The 24,430-nt window shown below is 71.4% G+C and carries 22 protein-coding genes; 17 read left to right on the top strand and 5 right to left on the bottom strand.

Annotation, left to right across the window (positions count from 1 at the left end):
* The first annotated feature begins 19 nt into the window (after nt 1–19).
* Entirely contained in the window at nt 20–445 is a 426-nt protein-coding gene (locus tag EDF33_RS00985; RefSeq protein WP_123293233.1) for a DUF805 domain-containing protein, read from the top strand.
* 39 nt (nt 446–484) lie between these two features.
* Here EDF33_RS00985 and EDF33_RS00980 read toward each other — a convergent pair whose 3' ends face one another.
* Both EDF33_RS00980 and EDF33_RS00975 read right to left on the bottom strand, forming a co-directional pair.
* Entirely contained in the window at nt 485–832 is a 348-nt protein-coding gene (locus EDF33_RS00980; RefSeq protein WP_243692321.1) for an MGMT family protein, read from the bottom strand.
* A 30-nt stretch (nt 833–862) separates the two neighbouring features.
* Entirely contained in the window at nt 863–1,318 is a 456-nt protein-coding gene (locus EDF33_RS00975; RefSeq protein ID WP_111085338.1) for a GNAT family N-acetyltransferase, read from the bottom strand.
* Between the two features lie 85 nt (nt 1,319–1,403).
* On the opposite strand from EDF33_RS00975, the gene EDF33_RS00970 reads away from it, so the two are divergent.
* The 11 genes from EDF33_RS00970 to EDF33_RS00920 all read left to right on the top strand — a co-directional run bounded on the left by EDF33_RS00970 (nt 1,404) and on the right by EDF33_RS00920 (nt 16,822).
* On the top strand, nt 1,404–2,684 hold the full coding sequence (locus tag EDF33_RS00970; protein ID WP_132099102.1) for an ROK family transcriptional regulator: 1,281 nt from the start codon (nt 1,404–1,406) through the stop codon (nt 2,682–2,684).
* A gap of 82 nt (nt 2,685–2,766) precedes the next feature.
* Complete coding sequence (locus EDF33_RS00965) at nt 2,767–3,714, top strand: hypothetical protein (protein ID WP_132099101.1); 948 nt, start codon at nt 2,767–2,769, stop codon at nt 3,712–3,714.
* Nucleotides 3,715–3,864: 150 nt separating this feature from the next.
* On the top strand, nt 3,865–6,276 hold the full coding sequence (locus EDF33_RS00960; protein WP_132099100.1) for a lamin tail domain-containing protein: 2,412 nt from the start codon (nt 3,865–3,867) through the stop codon (nt 6,274–6,276).
* Nucleotides 6,277–6,398: 122 nt separating this feature from the next.
* On the top strand, nt 6,399–7,241 hold the full coding sequence (locus tag EDF33_RS00955) for a PhzF family phenazine biosynthesis protein (protein ID WP_123936908.1): 843 nt from the start codon (nt 6,399–6,401) through the stop codon (nt 7,239–7,241).
* Between the two features lie 225 nt (nt 7,242–7,466).
* On the top strand, nt 7,467–8,825 hold the full coding sequence (locus EDF33_RS00950; RefSeq protein WP_132099099.1) for an extracellular solute-binding protein: 1,359 nt from the start codon (nt 7,467–7,469) through the stop codon (nt 8,823–8,825).
* Between the two features lie 174 nt (nt 8,826–8,999).
* Nucleotides 9,000–9,884: a sugar ABC transporter permease gene (locus EDF33_RS00945; RefSeq protein WP_235035790.1), complete on the top strand. Its 885-nt coding sequence runs from the start codon at nt 9,000–9,002 to the stop codon at nt 9,882–9,884.
* 68 nt (nt 9,885–9,952) lie between these two features.
* Nucleotides 9,953–10,783 carry a carbohydrate ABC transporter permease gene (locus EDF33_RS00940; protein ID WP_173169120.1) on the top strand — a complete coding sequence of 277 codons (831 nt, stop codon included), beginning with the start codon at nt 9,953–9,955 and terminating at the stop codon, nt 10,781–10,783.
* Between the two features lie 37 nt (nt 10,784–10,820).
* Complete coding sequence (locus EDF33_RS00935) at nt 10,821–13,934, top strand: glycoside hydrolase family 38 C-terminal domain-containing protein (RefSeq protein WP_132099098.1); 3,114 nt, start codon at nt 10,821–10,823, stop codon at nt 13,932–13,934.
* A 289-nt stretch (nt 13,935–14,223) separates the two neighbouring features.
* Complete coding sequence (locus EDF33_RS00930; RefSeq protein WP_132099097.1) at nt 14,224–15,195, top strand: hypothetical protein; 972 nt, start codon at nt 14,224–14,226, stop codon at nt 15,193–15,195.
* Nucleotides 15,196–15,228: 33 nt separating this feature from the next.
* A complete protein-coding gene (locus EDF33_RS00925) occupies nt 15,229–15,969 on the top strand; it encodes a histidine phosphatase family protein (RefSeq protein WP_132099096.1) in 741 nt (246 codons plus the stop codon).
* The gene (locus EDF33_RS00920; RefSeq protein WP_132099095.1) at nt 15,959–16,822 is read left to right on the top strand and encodes an NAD(P)H-hydrate dehydratase; all 864 of its coding nucleotides are present in this window, start codon (nt 15,959–15,961) and stop codon (nt 16,820–16,822) included. Before EDF33_RS00925 ends, EDF33_RS00920 begins: the two co-directional genes overlap by 11 nt.
* 144 nt (nt 16,823–16,966) lie before the next feature.
* On the opposite strand, the gene EDF33_RS00915 is transcribed toward EDF33_RS00920, so the two are convergent.
* Nucleotides 16,967–17,404, bottom strand: coding sequence for a YdeI/OmpD-associated family protein (locus EDF33_RS00915; RefSeq protein WP_131877561.1), 438 nt, complete (start codon nt 17,402–17,404; stop codon nt 16,967–16,969).
* Nucleotides 17,405–17,598: 194 nt separating this feature from the next.
* On the opposite strand from EDF33_RS00915, the gene EDF33_RS00910 reads away from it, so the two are divergent.
* From EDF33_RS00910 to EDF33_RS00895, 4 genes are read left to right on the top strand one after another with little or no spacing between them, the layout of a single operon-like run.
* Entirely contained in the window at nt 17,599–18,741 is a 1,143-nt protein-coding gene (locus EDF33_RS00910; protein WP_132099094.1) for an ABC transporter substrate-binding protein, read from the top strand.
* A gap of 5 nt (nt 18,742–18,746) precedes the next feature.
* Nucleotides 18,747–19,727, top strand: a complete 981-nt coding sequence (locus tag EDF33_RS00905; RefSeq protein ID WP_132099093.1) for an ABC transporter permease subunit — start codon at nt 18,747–18,749, stop codon at nt 19,725–19,727.
* Entirely contained in the window at nt 19,724–20,638 is a 915-nt protein-coding gene (locus EDF33_RS00900; RefSeq protein WP_132099092.1) for an ABC transporter permease subunit, read from the top strand. The genes EDF33_RS00905 and EDF33_RS00900 overlap by 4 nt, the downstream gene beginning before the upstream one ends.
* The gene (locus EDF33_RS00895) at nt 20,635–21,705 is read left to right on the top strand and encodes an ABC transporter ATP-binding protein (protein WP_132099091.1); all 1,071 of its coding nucleotides are present in this window, start codon (nt 20,635–20,637) and stop codon (nt 21,703–21,705) included. The genes EDF33_RS00900 and EDF33_RS00895 overlap by 4 nt, the downstream gene beginning before the upstream one ends.
* Nucleotides 21,706–21,884: 179 nt before the next feature.
* Here EDF33_RS00895 and EDF33_RS00890 read toward each other — a convergent pair whose 3' ends face one another.
* Entirely contained in the window at nt 21,885–22,364 is a 480-nt protein-coding gene (locus tag EDF33_RS00890; protein WP_123936898.1) for an NUDIX domain-containing protein, read from the bottom strand.
* A 59-nt stretch (nt 22,365–22,423) separates the two neighbouring features.
* Here EDF33_RS00890 and nagB point away from each other — a divergent pair, with 59 nt between their 5' ends.
* Nucleotides 22,424–23,209 (top strand): glucosamine-6-phosphate deaminase, encoded by a 786-nt coding sequence (nagB, locus tag EDF33_RS00885; protein ID WP_132099090.1) that lies wholly within the window; start codon nt 22,424–22,426, stop codon nt 23,207–23,209.
* A gap of 9 nt (nt 23,210–23,218) precedes the next feature.
* On the opposite strand, the gene EDF33_RS00880 is transcribed toward nagB, so the two are convergent.
* Nucleotides 23,219–24,406 (bottom strand): aminotransferase class I/II-fold pyridoxal phosphate-dependent enzyme, encoded by a 1,188-nt coding sequence (locus tag EDF33_RS00880; RefSeq protein WP_132099089.1) that lies wholly within the window; start codon nt 24,404–24,406, stop codon nt 23,219–23,221.
* Nucleotides 24,407–24,430: the final 24 nt, after the last annotated feature.

The following is a 24,430-nucleotide window of genomic DNA, read 5'->3' as shown; positions in this document are numbered from 1 at the left end:
CACGTGGTTGGCTTGCTCCATGAGCAACGACAGCGTGCAGCCCGGCGGCGTCGCCCTGCGCGACCCCTTCTACGGCGCACCCTTCACCGAGGCCGTCCGGCGGTTCTGGCGGAAGTACACCGTGTTCACCGGACGGGCCTCGCGTGCCGAGTTCTGGTGGTGGTGGATCACGTCGCTCGCGATCGGACTCGTGCTGCAGCTCGTCCCGCAGGCGTTCACGCCGGACACCGCGCTGTTCGAGAACCCCGTTGGGTCCTACCTGTTCGTCCTCTGGGGCCTCGCGACCCTGATCGGGTCGCTCGCCCTCGGCGCCCGACGGCTGCACGACGCCGGCCTGTCCGGCTTCTGGCAGTTCCTGCACGTCGTGCCCGGCATCGGCTCGCTCGTCGTGTACGTGCTGTGCCTGATCCCGACCAGCCCGAAGGGCGAGCGCTTCGACCGCTGACCGCCGGCGGACGGACGGCCGACGTGCGTGGGCCGGGCGTCAGAACGGGTCGTCCGCATCCGTGGACGGCGACCAGCGGGCACGACGCATGTCGAGCTTCCAGGCCGCCGTCCCCTGCACGAGCGGCGTGCCCTCCGCGCGGTAGTGCTGGAGCGCACGGGCCTCGTGGTGCAGCGGCGGGTGCCCACCCGCGCGCACCACGCGCCACCAGGGCAGGTCGGCGCCCTCGTGCGCCATCACCTTGCCGACCGCACGCGACGCGCGTGAGCCGAGCGCCGCGGCGACGTCGCCGTACGTCATGACGTGACCCGGCGGGATCATCCGGACCACCTCGGCCACCGCCGCCCCGAAGTCCTGCTCCGGCGCGGGGGCGTCGTCCTCGGGCACGTCGTCGGTGAGTACGTCGTCGGAGACGTACTAGAGCGTCAGGACCGCGAAGTGGTCGCCGTACTGGGTCTCGCGGACGACCTCGAAGCCGACTGCACGGAAGAACGCCTCGGGGCTGTCGTCGCCACCGGGCTCGTACACGACCGTCAGGCGTTCCTGCCCACGGCTGCGGGCCTCGTCCGCCAGGCCGTGCACGGCGAAGCGGCCGACGCCGCGACCCTGCGCCGTGCCGGCGACGTTGACCCGCCAGATGGCGCTGCGCAGCTCTTCCTGCGCGTTGTCCGCGTCGAACGAACCGATGATGAGGCCCAGGACCTCGTCGCCGTCCAGGACCACCCGGGTCCACGCGGAGCTCGGCTTGACGTCGGACTCGGCGACCCCGTAGGTGGTCGGCTGCACGAACTGTTCCTGACCCGGCTTGAGCGTCAGGGAGTTCGCCGCGGCAGCGGTCTTCGCGGAGAGTTCTTCGAGACGCAGGTCGGCCATGCGGCCAGGGTAACGGTGCGACCCGTGTGGGGGCCAGCGCGGACGGCAGACCGAGACCGCACCGTTGCCGCGGTATGGTCGCGGAATGGCAGAACATCGGCGTGGAGCGAACCTCCCGTCGATCGGCGGGTTCAACCGCACGGTCGTGCTCGATGCCGTCCGACGCTCGCCGGACGGCCTGAGCCGCGTCGAACTCGCCTCGCGAACGGGCCTCAGCGCGCAGACGGTGTCGAACGTCACCCGGTTCCTGATCGAGGCCGGCATGATCGTCGAGTCCGGCACCGTCGTCGCCGGTCGGGGCAAGCCGCGCACCATCCTGCGGCTCGAACCCGGCAGCCGCTACGCGGTCGGCGTGCACGTCGACCCGGCCGTCGTCACCTACGTGCTCCTCGACCTGGCCGGCACCGTCGTCGCCTCGTCCACCACCTCGACGCCGACCGCCGACGACCCGTCCGAGGTCGTCCGCACCATCGGCTCCGCCGTCGACGGTCTGATCGCTGACGCCGGCGTGGACGTCGACGGGGTGCTCGGCGTCGGGATCGCCAGCCCCGGCCCCATCGACGTCGACGCCGGCATCGTCGTTGACCCGCCGTTCCTGCCCCGGTGGCGTGACGTGCCCCTGCGCGACGCGCTCGCCGAGGCCACGGGCTACCCCGTCCTGCTCGAGAAGGACGTCACGGCCGCCGCGGTCGGCGAGATGTTCCTGGCGGGGGAGTCGTCGGCGCGCAACTTCGCGTTCGTGTACTTCGGCACCGGGTTCGGCGTCGGGCTCGTCGTCGACCACGAACCCGTGCGCGGGGTCGGGTCGAACGCCGGGGACGCCGGGCACATCATGGTCGACCAGCGATCACTCGCCGGCACCCCGGACGGGTCCGGCACCCGGGGAGAGGTGGGTGCGGCCGTGGCGCCGGACCGGCTCGTGCGGATCGCGCGGGAGCGGGGGGTGGCGTTGTCCGGCGGCGGCGACGCTGCCGGTGCGGTCTCGCCCGTGCCGTCCGACGGGTCGGTCGACGCGGTGAACCGTGCCTGGGACGAACTCGCCGAGGCCATCGCTGCCGGCGACAAGGCCGCGATCACGCTCGCCGCCGAGGCCGGCACCGTCATGGGCGACGCCGCCGTCGTCATCGTGAACCTGCTCGACATCGACCGGGTCGTGTTCGGCGGACCGTTCTGGTCCCGCATCGCGAGTGCCGCACTGCCGGCCGCCCGCGCGGCGATCGTCGGGTCGCCGTTGCTCGTGCCGAAGCACGCGGTCGACGTGGTCGAGAGCGACCGCGGTGCCGACGTCGCCGCGGTGGGAGCAGCGTGCCTGGTGCTCGACGCCGCGTTGTCCCCGCGGGCGAGCGGGCTGCTCATCCGCCGCTGACGGCGGTCAGGGGCGGCTCGCACCGCCCGCTACGCTGCGAACCGACGGATCCGCCAGGTGGGCGGCGAACGACGGGGGACACATGACGGACAACGGCGCCGCGGGCACGATCGACCGACGCTGGGCGAAGGTCCGGCCACTCGTGTTCCGGACGATCATCGGCGCGGTCGTCGCAGCCGGGCTCGTCGGCATCGTGGCGGTGCTGGTCGGCGACTTCGGACGGGTCGCGGTGCAGCTGCTCCTGACGATCGTCGTGGTGGTCGTCTTCGCCCTGCTGTCCTGGTACGACGCCGACGTCTCGTCACGCCGATCGGGCACGTTCGCGTTCGTCAGCATCGCCACGTCGATGTACCTGCTCGTCGCGGGGCTGTACAAGGTGTGGCTCGCCCCGACGGACTCCTCCGGCGAGGACGGCCTCTGGCTCGTCGGCGAGCGGTTCTGGCACTGGATCTGGCTCGTCGGCGTCGCCCGCGTGGCGCTCCTGCACGTGCACCTGCTGCTCGTCATCCACCGCCGGTACCCGACACCGGCGCTCCAGGTCGTCGCGAAGGCCACCGTCGGGGTCATCGCCCTGCTCGCACTGCTGCTGTCGATCCCGCTGCTCGCACCCGACGTGGACTACGCCCGCGGCTACTGGCGACTCGTCTGGGTGGTGGTCATCCTCGACCTGCTCGGAACGGTCGTCGTCCCGCTCAGCAACGCGCTCTTCCGCCCGCGGGGCGCCGTCCCGGCGGGGGCGGTCGGAGCGTGGCCGACGCCGGAAGCGCCGCCGGCAGCACCCCCGACGGCGCCCGCGACACCGATCGCGACGTGGGCCGCCACTCCGGTGCCCGATGCCCCGACGGCTGCCACGGCTGTCACGGCTGTCACGGCTGCCACGGCCGCCGGCCCGGTCAGCGCGGACCGGTACCGGTACGAGCCGCGTCCGACGTCGTCGCGTGCCCTGGCGTGGCCGCGGTACGTCGACGGCACGCCACTGCCGGCGCTGCCCGACGGGTCGCCCGACTTCTCCGGAGTCGCGCAGGGCTGAGGGATCCCGGGCACTGCGGGGTCGCGTCACCGAGGGATCCCGGCGCTCGGGCGCCGCGCGACACCTGTCGTTCACCGGGCGGCCACCGGTCGGATGCCCGGGTGCTGAACAGTCGTGCAGGTCTCCCCTCCCCTCCCGAGAAGGACCTGCATGCGCACTCCTGCCCTGCGCCCCCGCTCCGTGCAGCTCGGTGCTGCCATCGTCACCGCGCTGGCCCTCGGCGCCGGTGTCGTCACGGCCAGCCCGGCACTCGCCGCCGTCGGTGACGACGACCCGAGCGTCGGCGCCGCCGCCCCGAACGGCCTCGTCGTCAACGAGGTCGAGTCGAACGGCGACGACACCGACTGGGTCGAGCTCGCGAACACGTCGTCGGCGTCGATCGACCTGACCGGGTACGCGTTCCTCGACGACGACAGCACCCACGACGCCTACGTCCTGCCCGCCGGCTCGACGATCGCCCCCGGCGGGTACTTCGTCATCGACCAGCTCTCGGCGACCGCGCCCGGGTTCGACTTCGGACTCGGCGGCGCCGACACCGCGCGGGTGTACGACCCCGCCGGCGACCTGGTGCTCCGGTACTCGTGGACGAGCCACGCGGTCGTCACGTACGGCCGGTGCGCCGACGGGACCGGTGCGCTGGTCGACACCACCGCGTCGACGAAGGGGGCCGCCAACGACTGCTCCTCGCCCGTGCGCATCAACGAGGTCGAGTCGCAGGACGGCACCCCCGGCGACTGGGTGGAGCTGACGAGCGTCGGCAGCACCACGGTCGACCTGGGCGGGTACGTCCTCAAGGACAGCGAGGACGACCACGCGTACACGATCCCTGCCGGCACGACGATCGCGGCCGGGGGCTTCACCGTCCTCGACGAGGCGGACTTCGGCTTCGGGCTCGGCAAGGCCGACTCCGCCCGGGTCTTCGATCCGCGGGGTGCGCTGGTCGACTCGTACTCGTGGACGGCCCACGCTGCCGCCACGTACGGCCGCAACCCGGACGGCACCGGCGACTTCGCCGAGACCGCCGAGTCGACGAAGGGCACCGCGAACCGGTTCGCCGGAGTCGTCACCGCCGAGCCCTGGCCCGGCGGCCCGGACGAGACCGTGCTCGACGACGAGGACACCTTCACCGGTGACCTGAGCGGCATCGACTGGACCGCGTCCAGCACGTCCGAGGACGGCCAGCTCTGGGCCGTGCAGAACGGCGACGGCCTGCTCTACCACCTGACCTCGGACGGGCAGGGTGGCTGGGCGCCGTCGAACGCCGCGGGCACGGACCTGCGGTACGCCGACGGCACGGGGACCCCGGACGCCGAGGGCGTCACCGTCACGAGCGACGACCCGGGCGCCGTGTACGTGTCGACCGAGCGGGACAACGACGTGTCGAAGACCAGCCGTCCGTCGGTCCTGCGGTACGCCACCACCGACGGATCCGAGTCGTCGCTGCGCGCCACCGACGAGTGGAACCTCGCAGCCGACTTCCCGGGGCTCGGCGCGAACGCCGGTCTCGAGGGCGTCACCTGGATCCCGGACTCGTGGCTCACCGAGCACGGCTTCGCCGACGAGCACACCGGCGCGGCCTACACACCGTCGACGTACGCCGGACACGGCGAGGGGCTCTTCTTCGTCGGCGTCGAGGGCACCGCGAGCGTCTACGCCTACGCCCTGATGGCGGACGGTTCGTCCCAGCGCGTTGCCACCATCGGGTTGCCGTTCGCGGTCGTCGCCGACGTGCAGTTCGACCCGACCCTCGACGCGCTCTGGGTGGTGTGCGACGACGCCTGCGCCGGACGCACCGCGCTCTACGAGCTGACCGACGGTGCCTTCACCGCCGCGAAGGTCTTCGAGGCGCCGTCGAACGCGGACCGGACGCTCGCCAACGAGGGCTTCGCGATCTCCGGCGTCTGCGCCGACGGGCAGCGTGCGACCTTCTACGCCGACGACAACGACACGAACGGGTTCTCGCTCCGCACCGGGACGTACCCGTGCGAGGGCGGCGGCACCGACCCGGGCACGGACCCGACGCCGACGCCGACTCCGACCCCCACGCCCACCCCCGCTCCGGGTGACGGCGGATCGACGCCTGCGCCGACCCCCGGGACCGGTGGACCGACGCCGACCCCGTCGCCGACCGCTCCGATCGCCCCGGTCGCTCCCTCGGAGACCGGCCTGACCGACACGAACCGTGGGAGCGTCTCGGCCCCGTCGTCCGCCCGCGCGGGGGAGACCATCACGGTCACGGTGGGCACGCAGTACGCCGGCGACCGGGTGAACGTGTGGCTGTACTCGACGCCGACGCTGCTCGGCACCGTGACGGTCGGCGCTGACGGCACGGTGCGCGTCACGATCCCGGCCGATGCTCCGGCTGGCGAGCACCGCATCGTCGTGACCGCGGAGGACGGCACGGTGCTGGGCTGGACCCCGATCACGATCACCGCTGACGGGCAGCTCGCGTTCACGGGTGCCGAGGGCCTCGGTGCCGGCGCACTCATCGCGTTCCTGCTGCTCGCCGCGGGTGCGGGTGTGCTGATCGTCCGCCGTCGCAAGGCGGCGGCGGCGGAGTAGCCCCCACGCCCCACGGGGGCACTTCGTGAGCAGGAATGGTCGGGTTCGCTCAGCGGACCCGACCATTCCTGCTCACCATGCGTGATCAGCAGTCCTCGCCGCCCCCGCAGTAGCGTCGCAGCATGAGCATCGACGTCCTCCGGTACACCGCCTTCGCTGCCGAGCCCGGGGGCGGCAACCCCGCCGGCCTGGTCCTCGACGCAGCAGCGCTTTCCGACGACGAGATGCTCGCCGTCGCCCGCGAGGTCGGCTACCCCGAGACCGCGTTCGTCGTCGGCACCACGGCGACCGGCCCGCACGTCCGCTACTTCTCGCCCGCCGCCGAGGTGCCGTTCTGCGGGCACGCGACGGTCGCGCTCGCGGTGGCGCTCGCCGAACGGCAGGGGCTCGGCCGCCGAGTGTTCACGACGGCCGCCGGCGAGGTCGCCCTCGACGCCACCACCGGCCCGGACGGAGTGGTCCAGGTCGCGATGACGAGTGTCGAACCGGCGACGCGGGACATCGACCCGGCGCTCCTCACGCGGTTGTTCGACCTGCTCGGGCTCACGGCCGACGACATCGCGCCGGGCTTCCCGGTGCTCGAGTCCTTCGCCGGCAACTGGCACCCGGTGGTCGTGCTGCACGACCCGGAGCTCTTCCATCAGTTCCGGTTCGCACCCGGCCCGCTCGCCGACCTCAAGCGCGAGGCCGGCTGGCAGGGGACGGTCACGGTGCTGCTCCGGACCGGGGAGCGCGAGTACGAGGCGCGGAACCTGTTCCCCGCCGGCCGCATCACCGAGGACCCGGCGACGGGTTCGGCTGCGGCGTCGACCGGGGCGTACCTGCGCGAGGTCGGTGCCGTCGAGCCGGGGGACCGCGTCGTCATCCGGCAGGGGCGCCACGTCGGTCGTCCGAGCCTGCTGCTCGTCGACGTGCCGGAGTCCGGCGGGATCACCGTGACGGGGAGCGCGACCCCGATCGACTGACGGCCGTTCCTTCCCAGAGCGCGTGGGATGGGAAGCGGAATCGGGCGTACCTGGTCGAAAGTTCCGACCATGTACGCCCGATTCGGCACGGCACGCCCGATTCGACCACGCGCACCCGACGCGCGCGGCGCGAAAAACTCCTTGACACGGATAAGTCCATACGCTGGACTAATCCTGCGCGCGGGCGATGGAGCCCGCGGATGTCACCCGTGCAAAGGAGCACCGATGAAACGCACCCGCATCATCGCCGGACTCGCAGCCGTGGCCGTCGCCGCGGTCGGCCTGGCAGGCTGCTCAGCCTCGGGGTCCGCCTCGAGCGACACGATCAAGATCGCGTACCAGAAGTTCGGAGCCTTCCAGCAGCTCGACGCCCAGATGAAGGTCGTCAAGAAGGAGTACGAGAAGGACAACCCGGGCAAGAAGGTCACGCTCGTCCCGATCCAGGCCCAGGGCAACGACTACTACACGAAGCTCGCGCTCATGAACAAGGCGCCCGCGACGGCTCCCGACGTCATGTACGAGGACACGTTCCTCGTCAAGGCCGACGCCGAGGCCGGCTACCTCCTGCCGCTCGACAAGTACACGGCGAAGTGGAAGGACTGGGACCAGTTCTTCGACAACGCCAAGCAGGCCGGCCAGGGTGACGACGGCAAGATCTACGGCGTCCCGATGGGCACCGACACCCGCGCGCTTTGGTACAACAAGGACATCTTCAAGTCCGTCGGCCTGCCCGTGCCGTGGCAGCCGAAGACCTGGGACGACGTGCTCGCCGCGGCGAAGACGATCAAGGACAAGAAGCCCGACCTCATCCCGTTCAACATCTACTCGGGCAAGGCGCAGGGCGAGGCGTCGACCATGCAGGGCTTCGAGATGCTCCTGTACGGGGCGGACGGCTCCGGCAACACGCTCTACAAGGACAAGAAGTGGGTCACGGGCTCGAAGCAGTTCGAGGACTCGCTGCAGTTCGTGAAGGACGTCTACCAGGGCGGCCTCGGCCCGACACCGCAGCAGGCGCTCGACACGAACGTCGGCACGACCATCGCGCAGACGTGGCTGCCGAAGGGCAAGCTCGCGATCGACCTCGACGGTTCGTGGCAGTCCGGCACGTGGCTCAAGTCCGGCACCGCGCCGTGGGCCGAGTGGAACGACGTGATGGGTCAGGCACCGATGCCGACGCAGAACGGTCAGGACCCGGGCTACAACTCGATGTCCGGCGGCTGGACCCTGGCGGTCGGCGCGAAGTCGAAGAACCCGCAGGCGGCGTTCGACTTCATCACGAGCTTCCTCGACAAGGACGGCTCGCTGCAGTACGACACCGAGAACAGCCAGATCGCCGTCCGCAAGGACGTCGCGGACGACACCGCGTACACCGACGCCAACCCGACGTTCAAGTTCTTCTCCGGACTGGTGGAGAACACGAACTTCCGCCCGGCGACGAGTGACTACTCGCAGGTGTCCAACGCGATCCAGGTCGCGATGGAGTCGGTGATGACCGGACAGCAGACACCGAAGCAGGCGGCTGCCGTGTACGACAAGGCCGTCACGCAGGTGGTCGGCAAGGAGAACACCGTCTCGGCTGGTTGACGGACGTCACCCACTGACGGACGGGAGGCGCGGGGCGGCCCCGCACCGCGCCTCCCGGTCCGTCCTTCCCCACCTTCGGAACCCCTCCGCACCCGGAAGGCACCCATCGTGTCCAGCACCCCCCTCGCGCCGACGCTGTCGGCGCCCGGTGCGCCGAAGCGCACCGATCCACCCGTGCCGCGCAAGCGGCGACCACTGCGGAACGTCGGTCGAGCGGTCCCGCTCCTGCCCGCCCTCGTCCTGCTCGTCATCTTCCTGCTCGGCCCTGTCATCTCCTCGTTCTACGGGTCGTTCACGAACTCCGCACTCACCGGCGCCGGCGCTGCTGACCAGCAGTTCGTCGGCTTCCAGAACTACGTCGAACTGTTCCAGGACCCGGACTTCCCGAAGTCCGTCATCCTGACGGTCGTGTTCCTGCTCGCCTCGGCGGTCGTGGGACAGAACGTGCTGGGGCTCGGCCTCGCACTCCTGATGCGCTCGGCCAACAAGGCCGTCCGCGCGATCGTCGGTACCTTCGTCGTCGCCGCCTGGGTCCTGCCCGAGATCGTCGCCTCGTTCGCCGCGTACGCGTTCTTCAACGACGAGGGCACGCTCAACGAGTTCCTGAAGTCCATCGGCATCAGCGGACCGAACTGGCTCTACACGTTTCCGATGTTCGCCGTGATCCTGGCGAACATCTGGCGCGGTACGGCCTTCTCGATGCTCGTCTACTCCGCCGCCGTGCAGGAGGTCCCCGAGGAGATCACCGAGTCCGCCGAGGTCGACGGGGCCACCGGGTGGCAGCGCCTCGTCTACATCACCCTGCCGGTGATCCGACGGAGCATCTCGACGAACCTGATGCTGACGACGCTGCAGACGTTGTCGGTCTTCACCCTCATCTTCGTGATGACCGGGGGTGGGCCGGGCACGAACTCGTCGACCCTGCCGATCCTCGCCTACCAAGAGGCGTTCAAGTTCTCGCAGCTCGGCTTCGGGACCGCGATCGCGACCATCCTGCTCGTGGTGGGGGCGGTCTTCTCGATCATCTACATCCGAGCCCTCAAGCCGGAGGTGGACTGATGGCCATCGCTGCCCCGTCCCTCGACCCGACCACCACCCGCTCGGTGACCGCTCCCGGTTCGCTGCACATGACGTCGCCCCGCGGCCGCACCATGCGGTGGGTGGCGAACACCGTGCTGCTCGTCATCGCGGTGTGCTTCGCGGTCCCGCTGCTCTGGCTCGTCCTCGCCTCGGTCGACACCCAGGCGTCGCTGTCCGTGAAGCTGCCGACGCAGTTCACGCTCGACAACTTCACCAAGGTGCTCACACCCGAGCTGTCGTTCATCCCGCTCGCGAACAGCCTGCTGCTCTCCGGCGGCACGGCAGTCGTCACGGTGGTCTTCGCACTGCTCGCCGCGTACCCGCTGTCCCGCTACAAGATGCGCGTCAACAAGCCGTTCCTGTACAGCATCCTGTTCGGGACCGGCCTGCCGATCACCGCCATGATGGTGCCCGTCTACGCGCTGTTCGTGTCGCTCAACCTGATCGACAACGTGTGGGGCTGCATCTTCTTCCTCGCCGCGACGTCGCTGCCGATGGCGATCTGGATGGCGAAGAACTTCATGGACTCCGTGCCGATCTCGCTCGAAGAAGCTGCGTGGACCGACGGGGCGTCGATGATGACCACCCTGACGCGCATCGTCGTCCCACTCATGCGTCCGGGCATCGCCGTCGTGTTCATCTTCGTGTTCATCCAGGCGTGGGGGAACTTCTTCGTCCCGTTCGTCCTGCTGCTCTCGCCCGACAAGGTGCCCGCCGCGGTGAGCATCTTCAACTTCTTCGGGCAGAACGGGGCGGTCGCGTACGGACAGCTCGCCGCGTTCTCCATCGTCTACTCCGTGCCCGTCATCGCCCTCTACGTGATCGTGTCCCGAGGCCTCGGCGGCGGCAACGCCCTCGCCGGCGGCATCAAGGGCTGATCTGCTGGCCCCGGCCGGCTCTCTCGAAAGGAACCACATGCACCAGGACGAACCGCTCGTCGAGGCCCGGATCGCCCGCCTCGTCCGCGACCGTGTCGACCCCGCCGTCCACCGCCGCTCGGCGCCGGTGACGATCGAGGCGTGGGAGGTGCCGGACGAGCCGGTGCCGTTCGACTCCGCCGTCCAGCAGGCGTACACACCGTTCACCGTGGGCAGCGCCTGGGGTGGCCGGCCGTGGGGGACCACCTGGTTCCGGATCACCGGCACCGTCCCCGCCGACTTCGGTACCGCGCCGGGGACCACTGCGGAACTGCTCGTCGACCTCGGGTTCACCAAGCGGCACCCGGGGTTCCAGGCCGAGGGACTGGCGTACCGGCCCGACGGCTCCACGATCAAGGGCGTCGAGCCGCGGAACGACACCGTGCCGGTCGAGGTCGGCGCAGGGGAGTCGTTCGAGATGTACGTCGAGGCCGGCGCGAACCCGGACATCGGCGGCGACTCGTTCCAGGGCGCGACGCCCCTCGGGTCGCGCTCCACCGCGGGTGACAAGCCGATCTACCGCGTGCGCGCCCTCGAACTCGTCGAGCGCGACGACACCGTGTGGGAGCTGCAGCAGGACTTCTGGGTCCTGCGCGGCCTGATGGCGGAACTCCCCACGGACGGCACCCGCGGCGCTGACATCCTGCACGCGCTCGAGCTGGCAGCGGACGCGCTCGACCCCGACGACGTCGCCGGCACCGCAACCGATGCTCGTCAGGTCCTCGCACCCGTGCTGGCCGTCCCCGCCAGTGCCGCCGCACACCGGGCGATCGCCGTCGGCCACGCCCACATCGACTCCGCCTGGCTCTGGCCGGTGCGCGAGACGATCCGCAAGTGCGCCCGCACCTTCTCGAACGTCCTCGACCTGATGGACCGCGACCCGGACTTCACCTTCGCGTGCTCGTCGGCGCAGCAGTACGCGTGGATCCGCGACGGCTACCCGTCGATCTGGGCCCGGATCAAGCAGCGCGTCGCCGAGGGCCGGTGGATCCCGGTCGGTGGCATGTGGGTCGAGTCGGACACGAACCTGCCCGGTGGTGAAGCGCTCGCACGACAGTTCGTCGCCGGCAAGCGCTTCTTCCTCGAGGAGTTCGGCATCGACACCCCCGAGGCCTGGCTGCCCGACTCGTTCGGCTACTCCGGTGCGCTGCCCCAGATCGTCCGCGCCGCCGGCTCGAAGTGGTTCGTCACCCAGAAGCCGTCGTGGAACGAGACGAACGTCATCCCGCACACCTCCTTCCACTGGGAGGGCATCGACGGCTCGCGCGTCCTGACGCACCTGCCGCCGGCCGACACCTACAACTCCGACGTCTCCGCCGCCGATCTGCACCGGGGCGAACGGAACAACAAGGAGCGCGGCGTCGCCAACACCTCGATGCTGCTCTACGGCTTCGGTGACGGTGGCGGCGGACCCACCCGCGAGATGGTCGCAGCCGCCCGACGCCAGCACGACCTGGACGGCTCGCCGCGCGTGCAGCTCGGCACCCCCGCCCAGGTCTTCGAGGAGCTCGAACGGGTGCTGCCGACCCCCGGCGTGTGGTCCGGCGAGATGTACCTCGAGTTCCACCGTGGCACCTACACGTCGCAGATCCGCACGAAGCAGGGCAACCGTCGCTCCGAGCACCTGCTCCGCGAAGCCGAGCTGTGGGCGTCGACCGCGGCCGTGCGCCTCGGGCTCGACTACCCCTGCGAAGAGCTCGAGCGCGCCTGGCACACCGTCCTGCTGCAGCAGTTCCACGACATCCTGCCGGGGTCCTCGATCGCCTGGGTCTACGAGAACGCCGAGGAGAACTACGCGCAGATCGCCGAGGTGCTCGAAGGGCTGATCGGCAACGCGACGACCGCGCTCGCGAACGGGGGTGCTGCGGCGCTCGCCGGGGTCGGGGCCTCGTCGTCGGCCGCCGCCGGCGGCAGCAGCGCGCTGCTCGACGCGCCGTCCGGCGCCGACGCCGTCGGCGGGAGCGGCTCGTCCGGGAACGTCGTGCGCTTCAACGCCTCGCCGGTCGCGGCGGGAGACGCGGCCGCCCTGGGTGGTTCGCTCGGCTCGGAACCGCGACCCGTGCCTCCCGTCCGCTCTGGCGACCACTTCGTGTTCGACACGGGCGTCGTCACGGCGACCATCGACGGCGCTGGCCACGTCGTGTCGCTCGTCGACCGCGCCAGCGGGCGCGACGCGATCGCACCGGGTGCGGCAGCTGCCGAGTACACCGTCTTCCGCGACACCCCGAACCAGTGGGAGGCGTGGGACATCGACCGCGCGTACCAGCGCAACGGCACCGTCCTGTCAGCGTCGTCGGTCGCGATCGACGGCTCCTCGCTCGTGGTGGAACGGTCCTTCGGGTCGTCGACGCTCACGACCCGGTACTCGGCGGTCGCCGGGCTCGCAGAGCTGGTGATCGAGACCGAGGTCGACTGGCACGAGCACCAGAAGCTGCTGAAGCTCGCGTTCCCGGTGGACGTCCGTGCGTCGTCCGCCTCGAGCGAGATCCAGTTCGGGCACATCGACCGGCCGACCCACCAGAACACCTCGTGGGACCACGCCCGCTTCGAGACGTCGGCGCACCGCTGGGTGCACGTCGCCGAGCCCGGGTTCGGCGTCGCGGTGGCGAACGACTCCACCTACGGACACGACATCACACGCTCGACGCGGCCCGACGGCGGGACCACGACGCTCGTGCGCGAGTCGTTGCTGCGCGGACCGACGTTCCCGGACCCGAACGCCGACCAGGGGCACCACGTGTTCCGGACCGTGCTGCGGGTGGGGGCGTCGGTGCTCGACGCCGCCGACTCCGGCTACCGGCTGAACCTGCCGGTGCGCTCGGTCGAGGGGACGACCGGGGTTGCGCCGCTGGTCTCGGTGTCGTCGCCGCAGGTCCTGGTCGAGGCCGTGAAGCTCGCCGAGGACCGCTCCGGTGACGTGGTCGTTCGACTGTACGAGGCCTCCGGCGGTCGGGCGACCGACGTCGGGGTGTCGTTCGGGTTCGACGTCGCTTCGGTGGCGACGGTGGACCTGCTGGAACGCCCGCTGGGGGACTCGTGGGACTCGGGGGAGCCGGTCGTGCTCACGCTCCGGCCCTTCGAGATCGTGACCCTGCGGGTACGCCGGGCCTGAGGCAGCGGGGCCGGTCCCCCTCGGGGGAGAGACCGCGGCGCCGGACGGGACACGGGTGCGTTCCGTCCGGCGCCGCTCTGTGCGTGGTGCGGGCGTGGGTGGGTGGGTACCTGGTCGATTCGGGCGTACCTGGTCGAAAGTTCCGACCAGGTACGCCCGATTCCGCTTGGCATCGCGGCCGTTCTGGGAAGGAACGTCCTCCCTCCCCAGGCGGGCAGGCCTGGAGGCCCGTCCACAGACCTCGACGTCAGCCCGCTGGGCGCGTGGCGGGTCGGGCAACGTCTCCTCCATGAACCAACCGCTGCCCATCCTCCGGGCCTCGGCCACGCGTGAGGCCGGACTCGACGCCACCACCCTGCGCCGCCGGACCCGACTCCAGGGTCCGGGCCGACTCGTCCGGGCAGGGCCGAACGCGTTCGTCGACGGCGCAGCGTGGGACGCGGCCGGGCCACGGCAGCGGTACGTCACCCGCGTGTACGCGCGGCTCGGCCGGCTCGGCTCGCGGGCGACGGCATCGCACGACTCGGCGGCCGCGGTGCACGGGCTGCCCGCGCTCGGCGGGTGGAGCGTCCCGGTGCACGCCACCGTGCCGGAGTCGATGTACCGGGGCAGGACCCCCGAGCTGGTCCTGCACACGAGACCGGTGTCCGGCGCTGAACGGGTCCGGATCGGTGACCTCGCCGTGACCGCGGTCCCGCGGACGGTGATCGACATCGCGATGAGCGGGGACCTGCGCACTGGGGTCGTCATGGCAGACGCTGCGCTGCGCAACGGGACCGAGCGCGACGAGCTGTGGCGAGCGGTGCACCCGAGTGCTCGCGGGCGGGCCCGGGCCGCGCAGGTCCTCGACCTGGCCGACGGGCGTTCGGGGTCGCCGGCGGAGTCACTCGCGCGCGTGGTCTTCCGCGAGCTCGGGTTGCCCGCCCCCGTGCTGCAGCAGGAGTTCGTCGTCGACGGTCGCCGGTCCGCCGTCGACTTCTGGTTCCCCGCAGAAGGCGTCGTCGTCGAGATCGACGGACGCGCGAAGTACACGCAGGACCGGTACCTCGGCGGTCGCAGCCAGACCGAGGTGTTCCTGGACGAGAAACGTCGCCACGCCAGGCTGCTCACGGTGCCGGGTGTGCGGACGATCATCCGGCTCGAGTGGCGGGACCTGTTCGACCTCGATGCGCTGGCGCTCCGGTTCCGCGCCGCGGGGTTGCCGTGTGCGATCCGCCCGGTCCGGAGCGCCCGCCGCACCGCAGTCGGTGGGCGTCGGTGAGCCGGCTCAGCGCGGCGTGGTTAGCGTGGCGGCATGGCAGTGCAGGAGATCTGGCTCGTCCGCCACGGTGAATCGCTCGCGAACGTCGCCGCCGCCCGAGCAGAGGGCGCGGGCGACGACGTCATCGACGTCGAGTACCGGGACGCCGACGTCCCGCTGAGCCCGCTCGGCGAGTCGCAGTCGCGGTCGCTCGGACAGGAACTCGCCGATCGTGGCATCGACGAAGTCCCCGTGGCGCTGTGGGTCTCGCCGTACCTGCGTGCGCAGCAGACCATCGAGATCGCGCTCGGGGCCGGCGGGCTGGCCGAGCCCGAGAAACGGGTGGACGAGCGGCTCCGCGACCGCGAGCTCGGTGTGCTCGACCTGCTCACCCTGCGGGGTGTCCGGAACCGGTACCCCGACGAGGAACGTCGCCGGCAGTGGCTCGGCAAGTACTACCACCGGCCGGCGGGCGGCGAGTCCTGGGCCGATGTGATGCTCCGGCTCCGATCGGCACTGGTCGACGTCGAACGGATCGAGGGCACCGAGCGGCTCGTCGTCGCGGCGCACGATGCCGTCGTGATGCTGGTCGTGGCGGTGTGCCTCGACCTCGACGAGCCGGCGCTCATGGAGTTCGCTCGGACGCACGCGGTCGCGAACGCCTCCCTCACCCGACTCCGCCGCGAGCGGGCGGGCGCACCGTGGGTGCTCGAGGAGTTCTCCTCCGTCGGGCACCTCGACGACGACGAGGTCACTGCGCACACCGGCCGGAAGGACGACGAGCATGTCCGCTGAGACCGTCACCCCGAACTTCCTGCGGGACTGGCCGCTCCCCGAGCCCGGCGCCGGCAAGTACGGTCGCGGGCAGGTGCTCGTGGTCGGCGGCGCAGCGCGGACGCCCGGCGCCGCGATGCTCTCGGCGCTCGCTGCGCTCCGGGTGGGAGCGGGGCGGCTCACCCTCGCGGTGGGGCGGAGCATCGCGAACGAGGTCGCGGTCGCCGTGCCCGAGTCCGGTGTCGAACCGCTCGACGAGGACGCGGACGGTCACGTCGCCGTGGGCGCCATCGAGGGCATCGCCACCTCCGCCGCGAGTGCGGACGCGCTGCTGGTCGGCCCGGGACTCGACGAGCCGAACGGCACCCGTGACCTGGTGGCCGGACTCGCCGACGTCGTCGGACCACAGACCACCGTCGTGCTCGATGCGTTCGCCCTCGGGGTGGCGGCCGACGTGCGGGACCGTCTGGAACCGCTCCGGGGTCGGCTGGTGATGACGCCCAACTCCGGCGAAGCCGAACGGCTCCTCGGTCGGGAGGGCAGCGACGACGACGTGGCCGACGCGATGGCGATCGCGCAGCGGTTCGGTGCGGTCGTGGCCCTGGGGGACGCCATCGCGACTCCCCAGGGGCGGAGCTGGATCAAGGGCACCGGCTCCGGAGGACTCGGCACCAGCGGCAGTGGCGACGTCCTGTCGGGTGCGGTCGCCGGCCTGCTCGCTCGTGGCGCGGAACCGGCACAGGCGGTGGCGTGGGCGTCCTACGTGCACGCGGCTGCCGGTGATCGGCTCGCGGTGCAGGTCGGGCCCCTCGGGTACCTGGCGAGCGAACTCGTGACCGAGATCCCGCGGGTGCTCGTCGAACTCGGCGCCTGAGCTCGCCCGTTCTTTCCCAGAGCGCGCGCGATACCTCATGCTCTCGGGCATACCTGCCAGGAACTTCTGACCAGGTATGCCCGAATCGACCAGGTACGCCGCCGCCCCGCGCCGCCCGCCCCGCGCCGCCCCGCCCCGCGCCGCTCAGCCCCGCAGCGCCTCCACGGCCTTCGCGATGCGCCGCGCTCGGGTCTCCGGCGCCTTCGCCTGCGACACCGGGTCGGCGAGCGCTCGCTGCCGCGAGTTCGACAGGGTGTCGAAGGCCGCACGGACCCCGGCCTCCTGCAGCGCCGCCGCCAGGTCGTCGGGCAGGTCGATGACCCGGGGCTGCGTGTCGACGACGAGCGTGACCTCGACGGTGTCCCCGGCAGCGATGCCCGCGGCCTCGCGGTGCGACGCGGACAGCGGCACCAGGAACTGCTCGTCCATGACCCCGACGGTGGACCGGTAGGTGTAGCCGCCGTTGATCGTGACCACCACTGGCGGGCGCTTCCCCGCACCCAACGCATCGATCACGGACGACGGGACCGGGAGCCCTGTCGCCGTCTTCCTCGCCAGCAGGACCGTCGTCGTGAACTGCATCCGTGCCTCCAGGCCGTGAACCGGAGCACGCACCGAGCGTGCCGCCAGGCGAGATCGTACAGCCGCACCCGCTGTTCCGCAGCCGTTCACCGGCGCAGCACGGGCCGGAAACCGGCCGCCTCCACGATCGTCCCGGGCCGAGAACCGCGGCCCCGCCTGAAGCACCCGCAGCACCCACCCGAAAGGCACCTCCCGTGCAGCACAAGCGCACCATCGCCGGCATCGCCCTCGCCGCCGCAGCGATCGTCACCCTCGCCGGATGCTCGGCCACGAGCTCGGCCAGCACGACGAAGGACGACACGAACTGGAAGACCGCCACGAGCGCCGAGGCCTCCGGTGGCATGGACGCCCTCGTGAAGGCCGCGCAGGCCGAGGGACAGCTCAACGTCATCGCGCTGCCGCCGTCGTGGGCCAACTACGGCAAGATCATCGACGGCTTCACGAAGAAGTACGACATCAAGGTCAACTCCGCGAACCCGAACGGCTCCAGCGCCGACGAGGTCGCCGCGGTGAAGTCGCAGAAGGGGCAGTCCACCGCTCCCGACGTGCTCGACCTCGGCAACGCCGTGCTGCAGGAGAACCTCGACCTGCTGACGGACTACAAGGTCGCGAACTGGAGCGACATCCCGGACACGCTCAAGGAGCAGGACGGCGCCTGGACCCGCGACTACACGGGCCTGATGTCGATCGGCTACGACTCGTCGAAGATCACGGACGCCCCGAAGGACCTGACGGACCTGCTCGGCTCCGAGTACAAGGGCAAGGTCTCCATCGCGGGCGACCCGACGCAGGCGAACCAGGCTGCGTCCGCGGTCTACCTGGCCGCGCTCGAGAACGGCGGCTCGGCCGACGACATCACCAAGGGCGTCGACTACTTCGGCAAGCTCAAGCAGGCCGGCAACTTCCAGAACGTGCTGCCCACGCAGGCCACGGTCGCCTCGGGTGAGACCCCCGTGGTCATCCAGTGGTCGTACAACAACCTCGCGTGGGGCCCCGCAGCGGGTGCGAGCGGCAACAAGGACTGGAAGACCGTCGTGCCCGAGGGTCAGGCGCTCGGTTCGTACTACTCGCAGGCCATCAACAAGGACGCCCCGCACCCTGCCGCAGCGCGCCTGTGGCAGGAGTACATCGCGAGCCCCGAGGCGCAGAACCTGTACCTGCAGGCCGGTGCGTTCCCGTCGACCCTCGCCGCCCTGGAGGAGTCCGGCAAGGTCGACCAGGACGCCCTCGACGCCGCCGGTGGTGCGCCGAAGGACTACGTCGAGCTGACCGACGCGCAGGTGGCAGACGCCGCGAAGGTGCTGTCGGCCAAGTGGTCCTCGACCATGGGGTCCTGACCAGCATGACCACCGCATCGGCGGGCGCGCCCGCGCCAGCGGCGAGCGCACCGGCGACGAGCGCGACGAGCCCCGTGCTCCCGCCGTCCGCACGAGCGTCCGCCGATGCCGTCCGTCACGGCGCCGGACCCCGTGTCCGGCGCCGTGTCGGCCTGGCCTGGCTCGGCCTCACCCCGTTCGCCGCGTACGTCCTGCTCTTCCTCGCCGTCCCCGCGGTGATCGCGGTCGGCAGCGGGTTCTTCACCGACGACGGCGCGTTCACCCTCGCGAACCTCGCAGCGTTCGCCGAGCCCCCCGTCCTGCGGGCCTTCGGCGGCTCGTTCGGCCTGTCCGCCGTGTCCGCCGTGATCGGCGCCGTCATCGGAGCGCTCGTCTGCTGGGCACTGTCGGCACTGCGGCCCGACGGGCTCGTCCGGTCGATGATCGACTCGGCCGCGAGCGTCCTCGCCCAGTTCGGCGGCGTCATGCTCGCGTTCGCGTTCATCGCCACGATCGGCGTGCAGGGCCTCGTCACGACGTGGCTGGTGTCCCTCGTCGACGTCGACCGCAACGCGACCGGCGCCTTCCTCTACACGGTGCCCGGTCTCGTGATCCCCTACGTCTACTTCCAGGTGCCGCTGATGGTGCTCACGTTCATGCCCGCACTCGAGGGCGTGAAGACGCAGTGGGGCGAGGCCGCCGCCACCCTCGGCGCCTCCCGCGCCACGTACTGGCGCCGGATCGCCCTGCCCGTGCTCGCACCGGCGTTCTGGGGCTCGTTGCTCCTGCTCTTCGCGAACGGCTTCTCGTCGTTCGCCACCGCCGCGGCACTCATCTCGCAGGGCGGCATCGTGCCGCTCACGATCCGCACGCAGCTCACCAGCGAAACGCTCATCGGTCTGCAGAACGTCGCCGGGGTGCTCGCCTTCGGCATGGTCGTCGTGATGGCGGTCGTCATGGGCGCGTACTCGTTGCTGCAACGCCGGGCCGCAAGGTGGCAGCGATGAGCGCGGCAACGCCGGTGGGGCCGTCGCGTCCGACGTCGGTCGCGTCCGGTCGGACGGGAGGCCCGCCCCGCGTCGGCCGCTTCGGCACGGCCCCGTCACGGGGCACCGCCACGGCCGTGCTCACGGTCGTCGGGATCGTCCTCGCCGTCCCGCTGGCCGCGCTGGTGCAGTTCACCTTCCGCCAGGGCACCGACGACGGTCTGACCTTCGCGCACTGGGCGGCCATCGTCGACCCGGTCAACGCGTCCACCTACCAGCCGGTGTTCGACGGCCTCGGGGCATCGCTGCTCATCGCGGTCATCACCGTCGGCATCGTGCTGTTCGTCCTGCTGCCCGCCCAGATCATCACGGCGTTGCGCTACCCGAAGCTTCGCCGCGTGCTCGAGTTCGTCTGCATCGTCCCGATCACGGTCCCCGTGGTGGTGCTCGTCGTCGGCTTCATCCCCGTGTACCAGGTGGTCTCGCGGGTCTTCGGGTCCGGTGCCTGGACCCTGGCCTTCGCGATCGGCATCGTCACGCTGCCGTTCGCGTTCCGCCCGATCGCCGCCGCCATCACCGCGACGGACATGACGGTGCTGTCCGAGGCCGCCCGGTCGCTCGGCGCCTCGTGGTGGACGGTCACCTGGCGGGTGCTCCTGCCGAACCTCCGCCGGGGCATCACCGCCGCGTGCTTCCTCACCATCACGGTGGTCCTCGGCGAGTACACGCTCGCCGCGTTCCTGTCCCGCACCACCTTCCAGACCGCCCTCGTGCTCGTGCAGCAGACCGACCCGTACGTCGCCGCGATCTTCTCGGTCGCGGCCCTCGTGTTCGGCTTCGTCCTGCTCGTCGTCATCGGCCGCATCGGGACGGGCCGTCGTGGCGGCCGTACCCGCACCGTCCGCACCACCCGCGTCAAGGAGTCCGCATGACCGTCACCGCACCGGCAGCCCCGGCGTCCCTCGCCTCCACCGGCGCCGTCGTCGAGCTCGAGGCCGTCGAGAAGCACTACGGCACGCACCGGGCCCTGGCCGGACTGTCGCTCCGCGTCGAACCGGGCGAGTTCGTGTCCCTGCTCGGGCCGTCGGGCTGCGGCAAGACGACGGCGCTCCGAGCGCTCGCCGGCCTCGAGGCCATCGACGCCGGCGCCATCCGCATCGACGGCCAGGACGTCGCCACCACCCCGGTGAACAAGCGCGACATCGGGATGGTGTTCCAGCAGTACTCGTTGTTCCCGCACATGACGGTGCGGCAGAACGTCGCGTTCGGCCTCGAGATGCGCCGTGTCCCCGCCGCCGAGCGCAGGAGCCGCGTCGTCGAGGCACTCGACATGGTGCACCTGGGCGAGTTCGCCGAGCGCTACCCGCACCAGCTGTCGGGTGGCCAGCAGCAGCGCGTCGCCCTCGCCCGGGCCCTGGTCACGCGGCCCCGCGTCCTCCTGCTCGACGAGCCGCTGTCCGCCCTCGACGCCAAGGTGCGGGTCTCGCTCCGTGAGGAGATCCGCCGCATCCAGAGCGACCTCGGCATCACCACGGTGTTCGTCACCCACGACCAGGAAGAGGCGCTCGCCGTCTCCGACCGCATCGCCGTGATGAATGCCGGCGACATCGAGCAGATCGGCACGCCGGAGGAGCTCTACCGTTCTCCGTCGTCGGCGTTCACGGCGGACTTCGTCGGCCAGTCGAACCGGCTGCAGGGCGACCTGCGCGGCGGCGACGTGTTCGTGTACGGCTTCCGCGTGCCCGCGCTCGACGCCTCGGCCGCCGACGGGCCGGTGCTCGCCTACGTCCGACCGGAGGACGTCGCCTTCGCCCCGGAGGGCATCACCGGCACCGTCGTGTCGTCGAGCTTCCTCGGCTCGATCCGCCGCACCACGGTCCGGCTCGACGACGACACCGTCGTGACCGTGCAGCACGAGGTCGGCGACCGTCGCGCCGCCGGCGAGTCCGTCGCCGTCCGCCTGCTCGGCGCCCCCGTGGCGGTGGCCCCGCTCACCTGACCGCGACTGCTCGTTCGACGAAAGCGACAGTCCTCGCCGGGCCAGGCGCGTCCCCTCCGCGAAAGCGACGGTTCCCCGCGGAACGTCGGCGGCACACTGTCGCTTTCGCGGGGTGGACGCGACCACGGGCGGACGGGAGGCGCGTGACGGCCTGGCACCGGGCCTCCCGTCCGGTGGGGTCAGCGCTGGAAGCGCGCCTCGCGCTCGTCGGACAGGGCGGCCGCAACGCGGGCCCGCATGTTCGCGGGCATGTCGGGCAGGTCGTCGAGCCGGGCCCAGAACGCCTCGGTGTTCTCGCCGTCCGCCGGGTTCGGCGTGCCCGAGACGTACCGGCAGGCGAACACGAGGTCGAGGTACTGCGCCCGGTCGCCGTTCGGGTACGTCATCTCCGGCAGCACCTGCACCCACGCCAGCCGTTCGGCCACGGCGACGACGTCCGCCTCTTCCAGGACCTCGCGCTCGGCGGCGACGGCCGGTTCCTCGCCCGGGTCGACGATGCCGGTGACCGGGGTGAAGGCGCCGTTGTCCGCACGACGGACCACGAGCAGCTCCTGGTCGGCACCGGAACCCCGCGTGACCACCGCGGTGACGCCCGTCAGCCACAGCGGATCGGTGCCGATCCTCGAGCGGAGGGACAGGACGAAGTCGGGGGTGGGCATGTCCCCACGCTACCGATCCCGCCCTGTCGGAGACTGGTCATGACCAGTAGCATGGGCGTGTGGAGATCATCATCCTGCCCACGCCGGCTGAGGTCGGTCGCGTCGCCGCGGCCAAGATCGCGTCCGTCGTCGCCAAGAAGCCGTCCGCCGTCATCGGTCTCGCCACCGGATCCAGCCCGCAGGGCATCTACACCGACCTGCAGCGTCGGGTCGGTGCGGGCGAGATCTCGTTCGCCGAGGCTCGCGGGTTCGCCCTCGACGAGTACGTCGGCATCCCGCTCGAGCACCCGGAGTCGTACGCCAGCGTCATCGCGCGCGACGTCGTGGCGCCGCTCGGGTTCGACCCCTCGCGGGTGCGGGTGCCCGACGGTCGTGCCGACGACCTCGAGTTCGCGGCGAAGGAGTACGACGCCGCGATCCGTGCCGCCGGCGGGATCGACGTGCAGATCCTGGGGATCGGAGCGAACGGGCACATCGGGTTCAACGAGCCGACGTCCTCGTTCGCCTCGCGCACCCGGATCAAGACCCTGGCACCGTCGACCCGTGACGCCAACGCCCGGTTCTTCGACTCGCCCGAGCAGGTCCCGACGCACTGCATGACGCAGGGGCTCGGCACCATCCTCGACGCCCGGCAGCTCGTCCTCGTCGCGCAGGGCTCCGCCAAGGCCGACGCGGTCGCCGCCGCGGTCGAGGGGCCGCTCAGCTCGTTCGTCCCCGGTTCGGCGCTGCAGCTGCACGAGCACGCGACGGTCGTCGTCGACGAGGAAGCCGCGGCCGGCCTGCAGCTCGCCGACTACTACCGCTACACGTACGCGAACAAGCCGGCCTGGCAGGTGTTCGAGTAGGACCGACGATCAGCCGTCTGCACGCTGCCGGAACGCGGTGCGCAGGCGGCTGAGGCCGTCGTCCAGGGTCTCGGCCGAGCACCCGAAGTTCAGCCGCGCGAAGCCCTGACCCTGGCGTCCGAACGCCGGGCCGGAGGCGAGCGCCACCTTCGCCTCGTCGACCAGCAGCGCCGCGGGGTCGTCGCCCCACGGCAGGGCGCGCAGGTCCAGCCACGCCAGGTAGGACGCCTGCGGCTGCCGGTACTCCGCCCCGGGCAGGACGTCACCGATCCGCTCGGCCAGGGTGCGGCGGTTCGCGGCCAGCTCGGTGAGCAGGGACGCGAGCCACGGCCCCCCTTCGCTGAACGCGGCGACGCTCGCGGTGTACCCGAGGATGCCCGTGCGCTCGACGACCTCGGTCGGCAGGGCGTCGAACCAGGCACGGGCCCGCTCCGAGGCGCCGACGATGAGCGCGCACTTCGTGCCCGCGAGGTTCCAGGCCTTGCTCGCGCTCGTCAACGAGACCCCGAGCGCGGCGCCCTCGGGGCAGGACTCCAGGAACGGCGTGAAGACCGCGTCGGCGTGCACGAGCGGCGCGTGGATCTCGTCCGAGACGACCACGGCGTCCCACTCGGCGGCGAGCTTCGCGAGTGCGACGAGCGACGAGCGGTCGTGCACCAGGCCGAGGGGGTTGTGCGGGTTGCAGAGCAGCACGGTACGCGCGCCGTCGGCGAACGCCTGCGCGAGGCCGTCCAGGTCCATCCGCCAACCGGCCGTGGTGTCGAACGGGTCCGCGGGGCCGTCGGGTGCGAGCAACGGGACCTCGGTCACGGTGCCGCCGGCCTCGGACACGTACTCCCAGAACGGCGGGTACACGGGCGGCATGATGACGACCTGGTCGCCCGGCTCGATGATCCGGCGGAGCATCTCCACCGCAGCGACCGACACGTCGGTGGTGGTGCGGACGAGGTCGGGGTCGACGCGCCAGGCCCACCGGCTCTCGGCGAAGTCCGCGAACGCCTCGGGCAGCGCACGACCGTGGCCGACGTACCCGGTGTCACCGTTGGTGACCGCGGCGACGAGGGCGTCGCGCACCGGCTCCGCGAGCATCGAGTCCATCTCGGCGACGAACATCGGCAGGACGTCCGGCGGGTAGGCGGTGTACTTCTCGCTCGTACGGCTGCGGTGCGCATCGAACACGGAGACCATGACGCTCATGCGCCCATCCTGACAGTGCCCGCC

The organism is Curtobacterium sp. PhB146 (genome assembly GCF_004342995.1).
Lineage (GTDB): Bacteria > Actinomycetota > Actinomycetes > Actinomycetales > Microbacteriaceae > Curtobacterium.
The sequence above is the reverse complement of the archived record's forward strand: the minus strand, read 5'-3'. Positions and strand labels throughout refer to the sequence as shown.

Coding starts and splice junctions, on each gene's coding strand:
- EDF33_RS00930 (WP_132099097.1), top strand. CDS start 14,224: ATGAACCAACCGCTGCCCATCCTCCGGGCCTCGGCCACGCGTGAGGCC.
- EDF33_RS00940 (WP_173169120.1), top strand. CDS start 9,953: ATGACGTCGCCCCGCGGCCGCACCATGCGGTGGGTGGCGAACACCGTG.
- EDF33_RS00915 (WP_131877561.1), bottom strand. CDS start 17,404: ATGCAGTTCACGACGACGGTCCTGCTGGCGAGGAAGACGGCGACAGGG.
- EDF33_RS00950 (WP_132099099.1), top strand. CDS start 7,467: ATGAAACGCACCCGCATCATCGCCGGACTCGCAGCCGTGGCCGTCGCC.
- EDF33_RS00890 (WP_123936898.1), bottom strand. CDS start 22,364: ATGCCCACCCCCGACTTCGTCCTGTCCCTCCGCTCGAGGATCGGCACC.
- EDF33_RS00955 (WP_123936908.1), top strand. CDS start 6,399: ATGAGCATCGACGTCCTCCGGTACACCGCCTTCGCTGCCGAGCCCGGG.
- EDF33_RS00960 (WP_132099100.1), top strand. CDS start 3,865: ATGCGCACTCCTGCCCTGCGCCCCCGCTCCGTGCAGCTCGGTGCTGCC.
- EDF33_RS00895 (WP_132099091.1), top strand. CDS start 20,635: ATGACCGTCACCGCACCGGCAGCCCCGGCGTCCCTCGCCTCCACCGGC.
- EDF33_RS00975 (WP_111085338.1), bottom strand. CDS start 1,318: ATGGCCGACCTGCGTCTCGAAGAACTCTCCGCGAAGACCGCTGCCGCG.
- EDF33_RS00970 (WP_132099102.1), top strand. CDS start 1,404: ATGGCAGAACATCGGCGTGGAGCGAACCTCCCGTCGATCGGCGGGTTC.
- EDF33_RS00880 (WP_132099089.1), bottom strand. CDS start 24,406: ATGAGCGTCATGGTCTCCGTGTTCGATGCGCACCGCAGCCGTACGAGC.
- EDF33_RS00905 (WP_132099093.1), top strand. CDS start 18,747: ATGACCACCGCATCGGCGGGCGCGCCCGCGCCAGCGGCGAGCGCACCG.
- EDF33_RS00965 (WP_132099101.1), top strand. CDS start 2,767: ATGACGGACAACGGCGCCGCGGGCACGATCGACCGACGCTGGGCGAAG.
- EDF33_RS00920 (WP_132099095.1), top strand. CDS start 15,959: ATGTCCGCTGAGACCGTCACCCCGAACTTCCTGCGGGACTGGCCGCTC.
- EDF33_RS00935 (WP_132099098.1), top strand. CDS start 10,821: ATGCACCAGGACGAACCGCTCGTCGAGGCCCGGATCGCCCGCCTCGTC.
- EDF33_RS00985 (WP_123293233.1), top strand. CDS start 20: ATGAGCAACGACAGCGTGCAGCCCGGCGGCGTCGCCCTGCGCGACCCC.
- EDF33_RS00925 (WP_132099096.1), top strand. CDS start 15,229: ATGGCAGTGCAGGAGATCTGGCTCGTCCGCCACGGTGAATCGCTCGCG.
- EDF33_RS00900 (WP_132099092.1), top strand. CDS start 19,724: ATGAGCGCGGCAACGCCGGTGGGGCCGTCGCGTCCGACGTCGGTCGCG.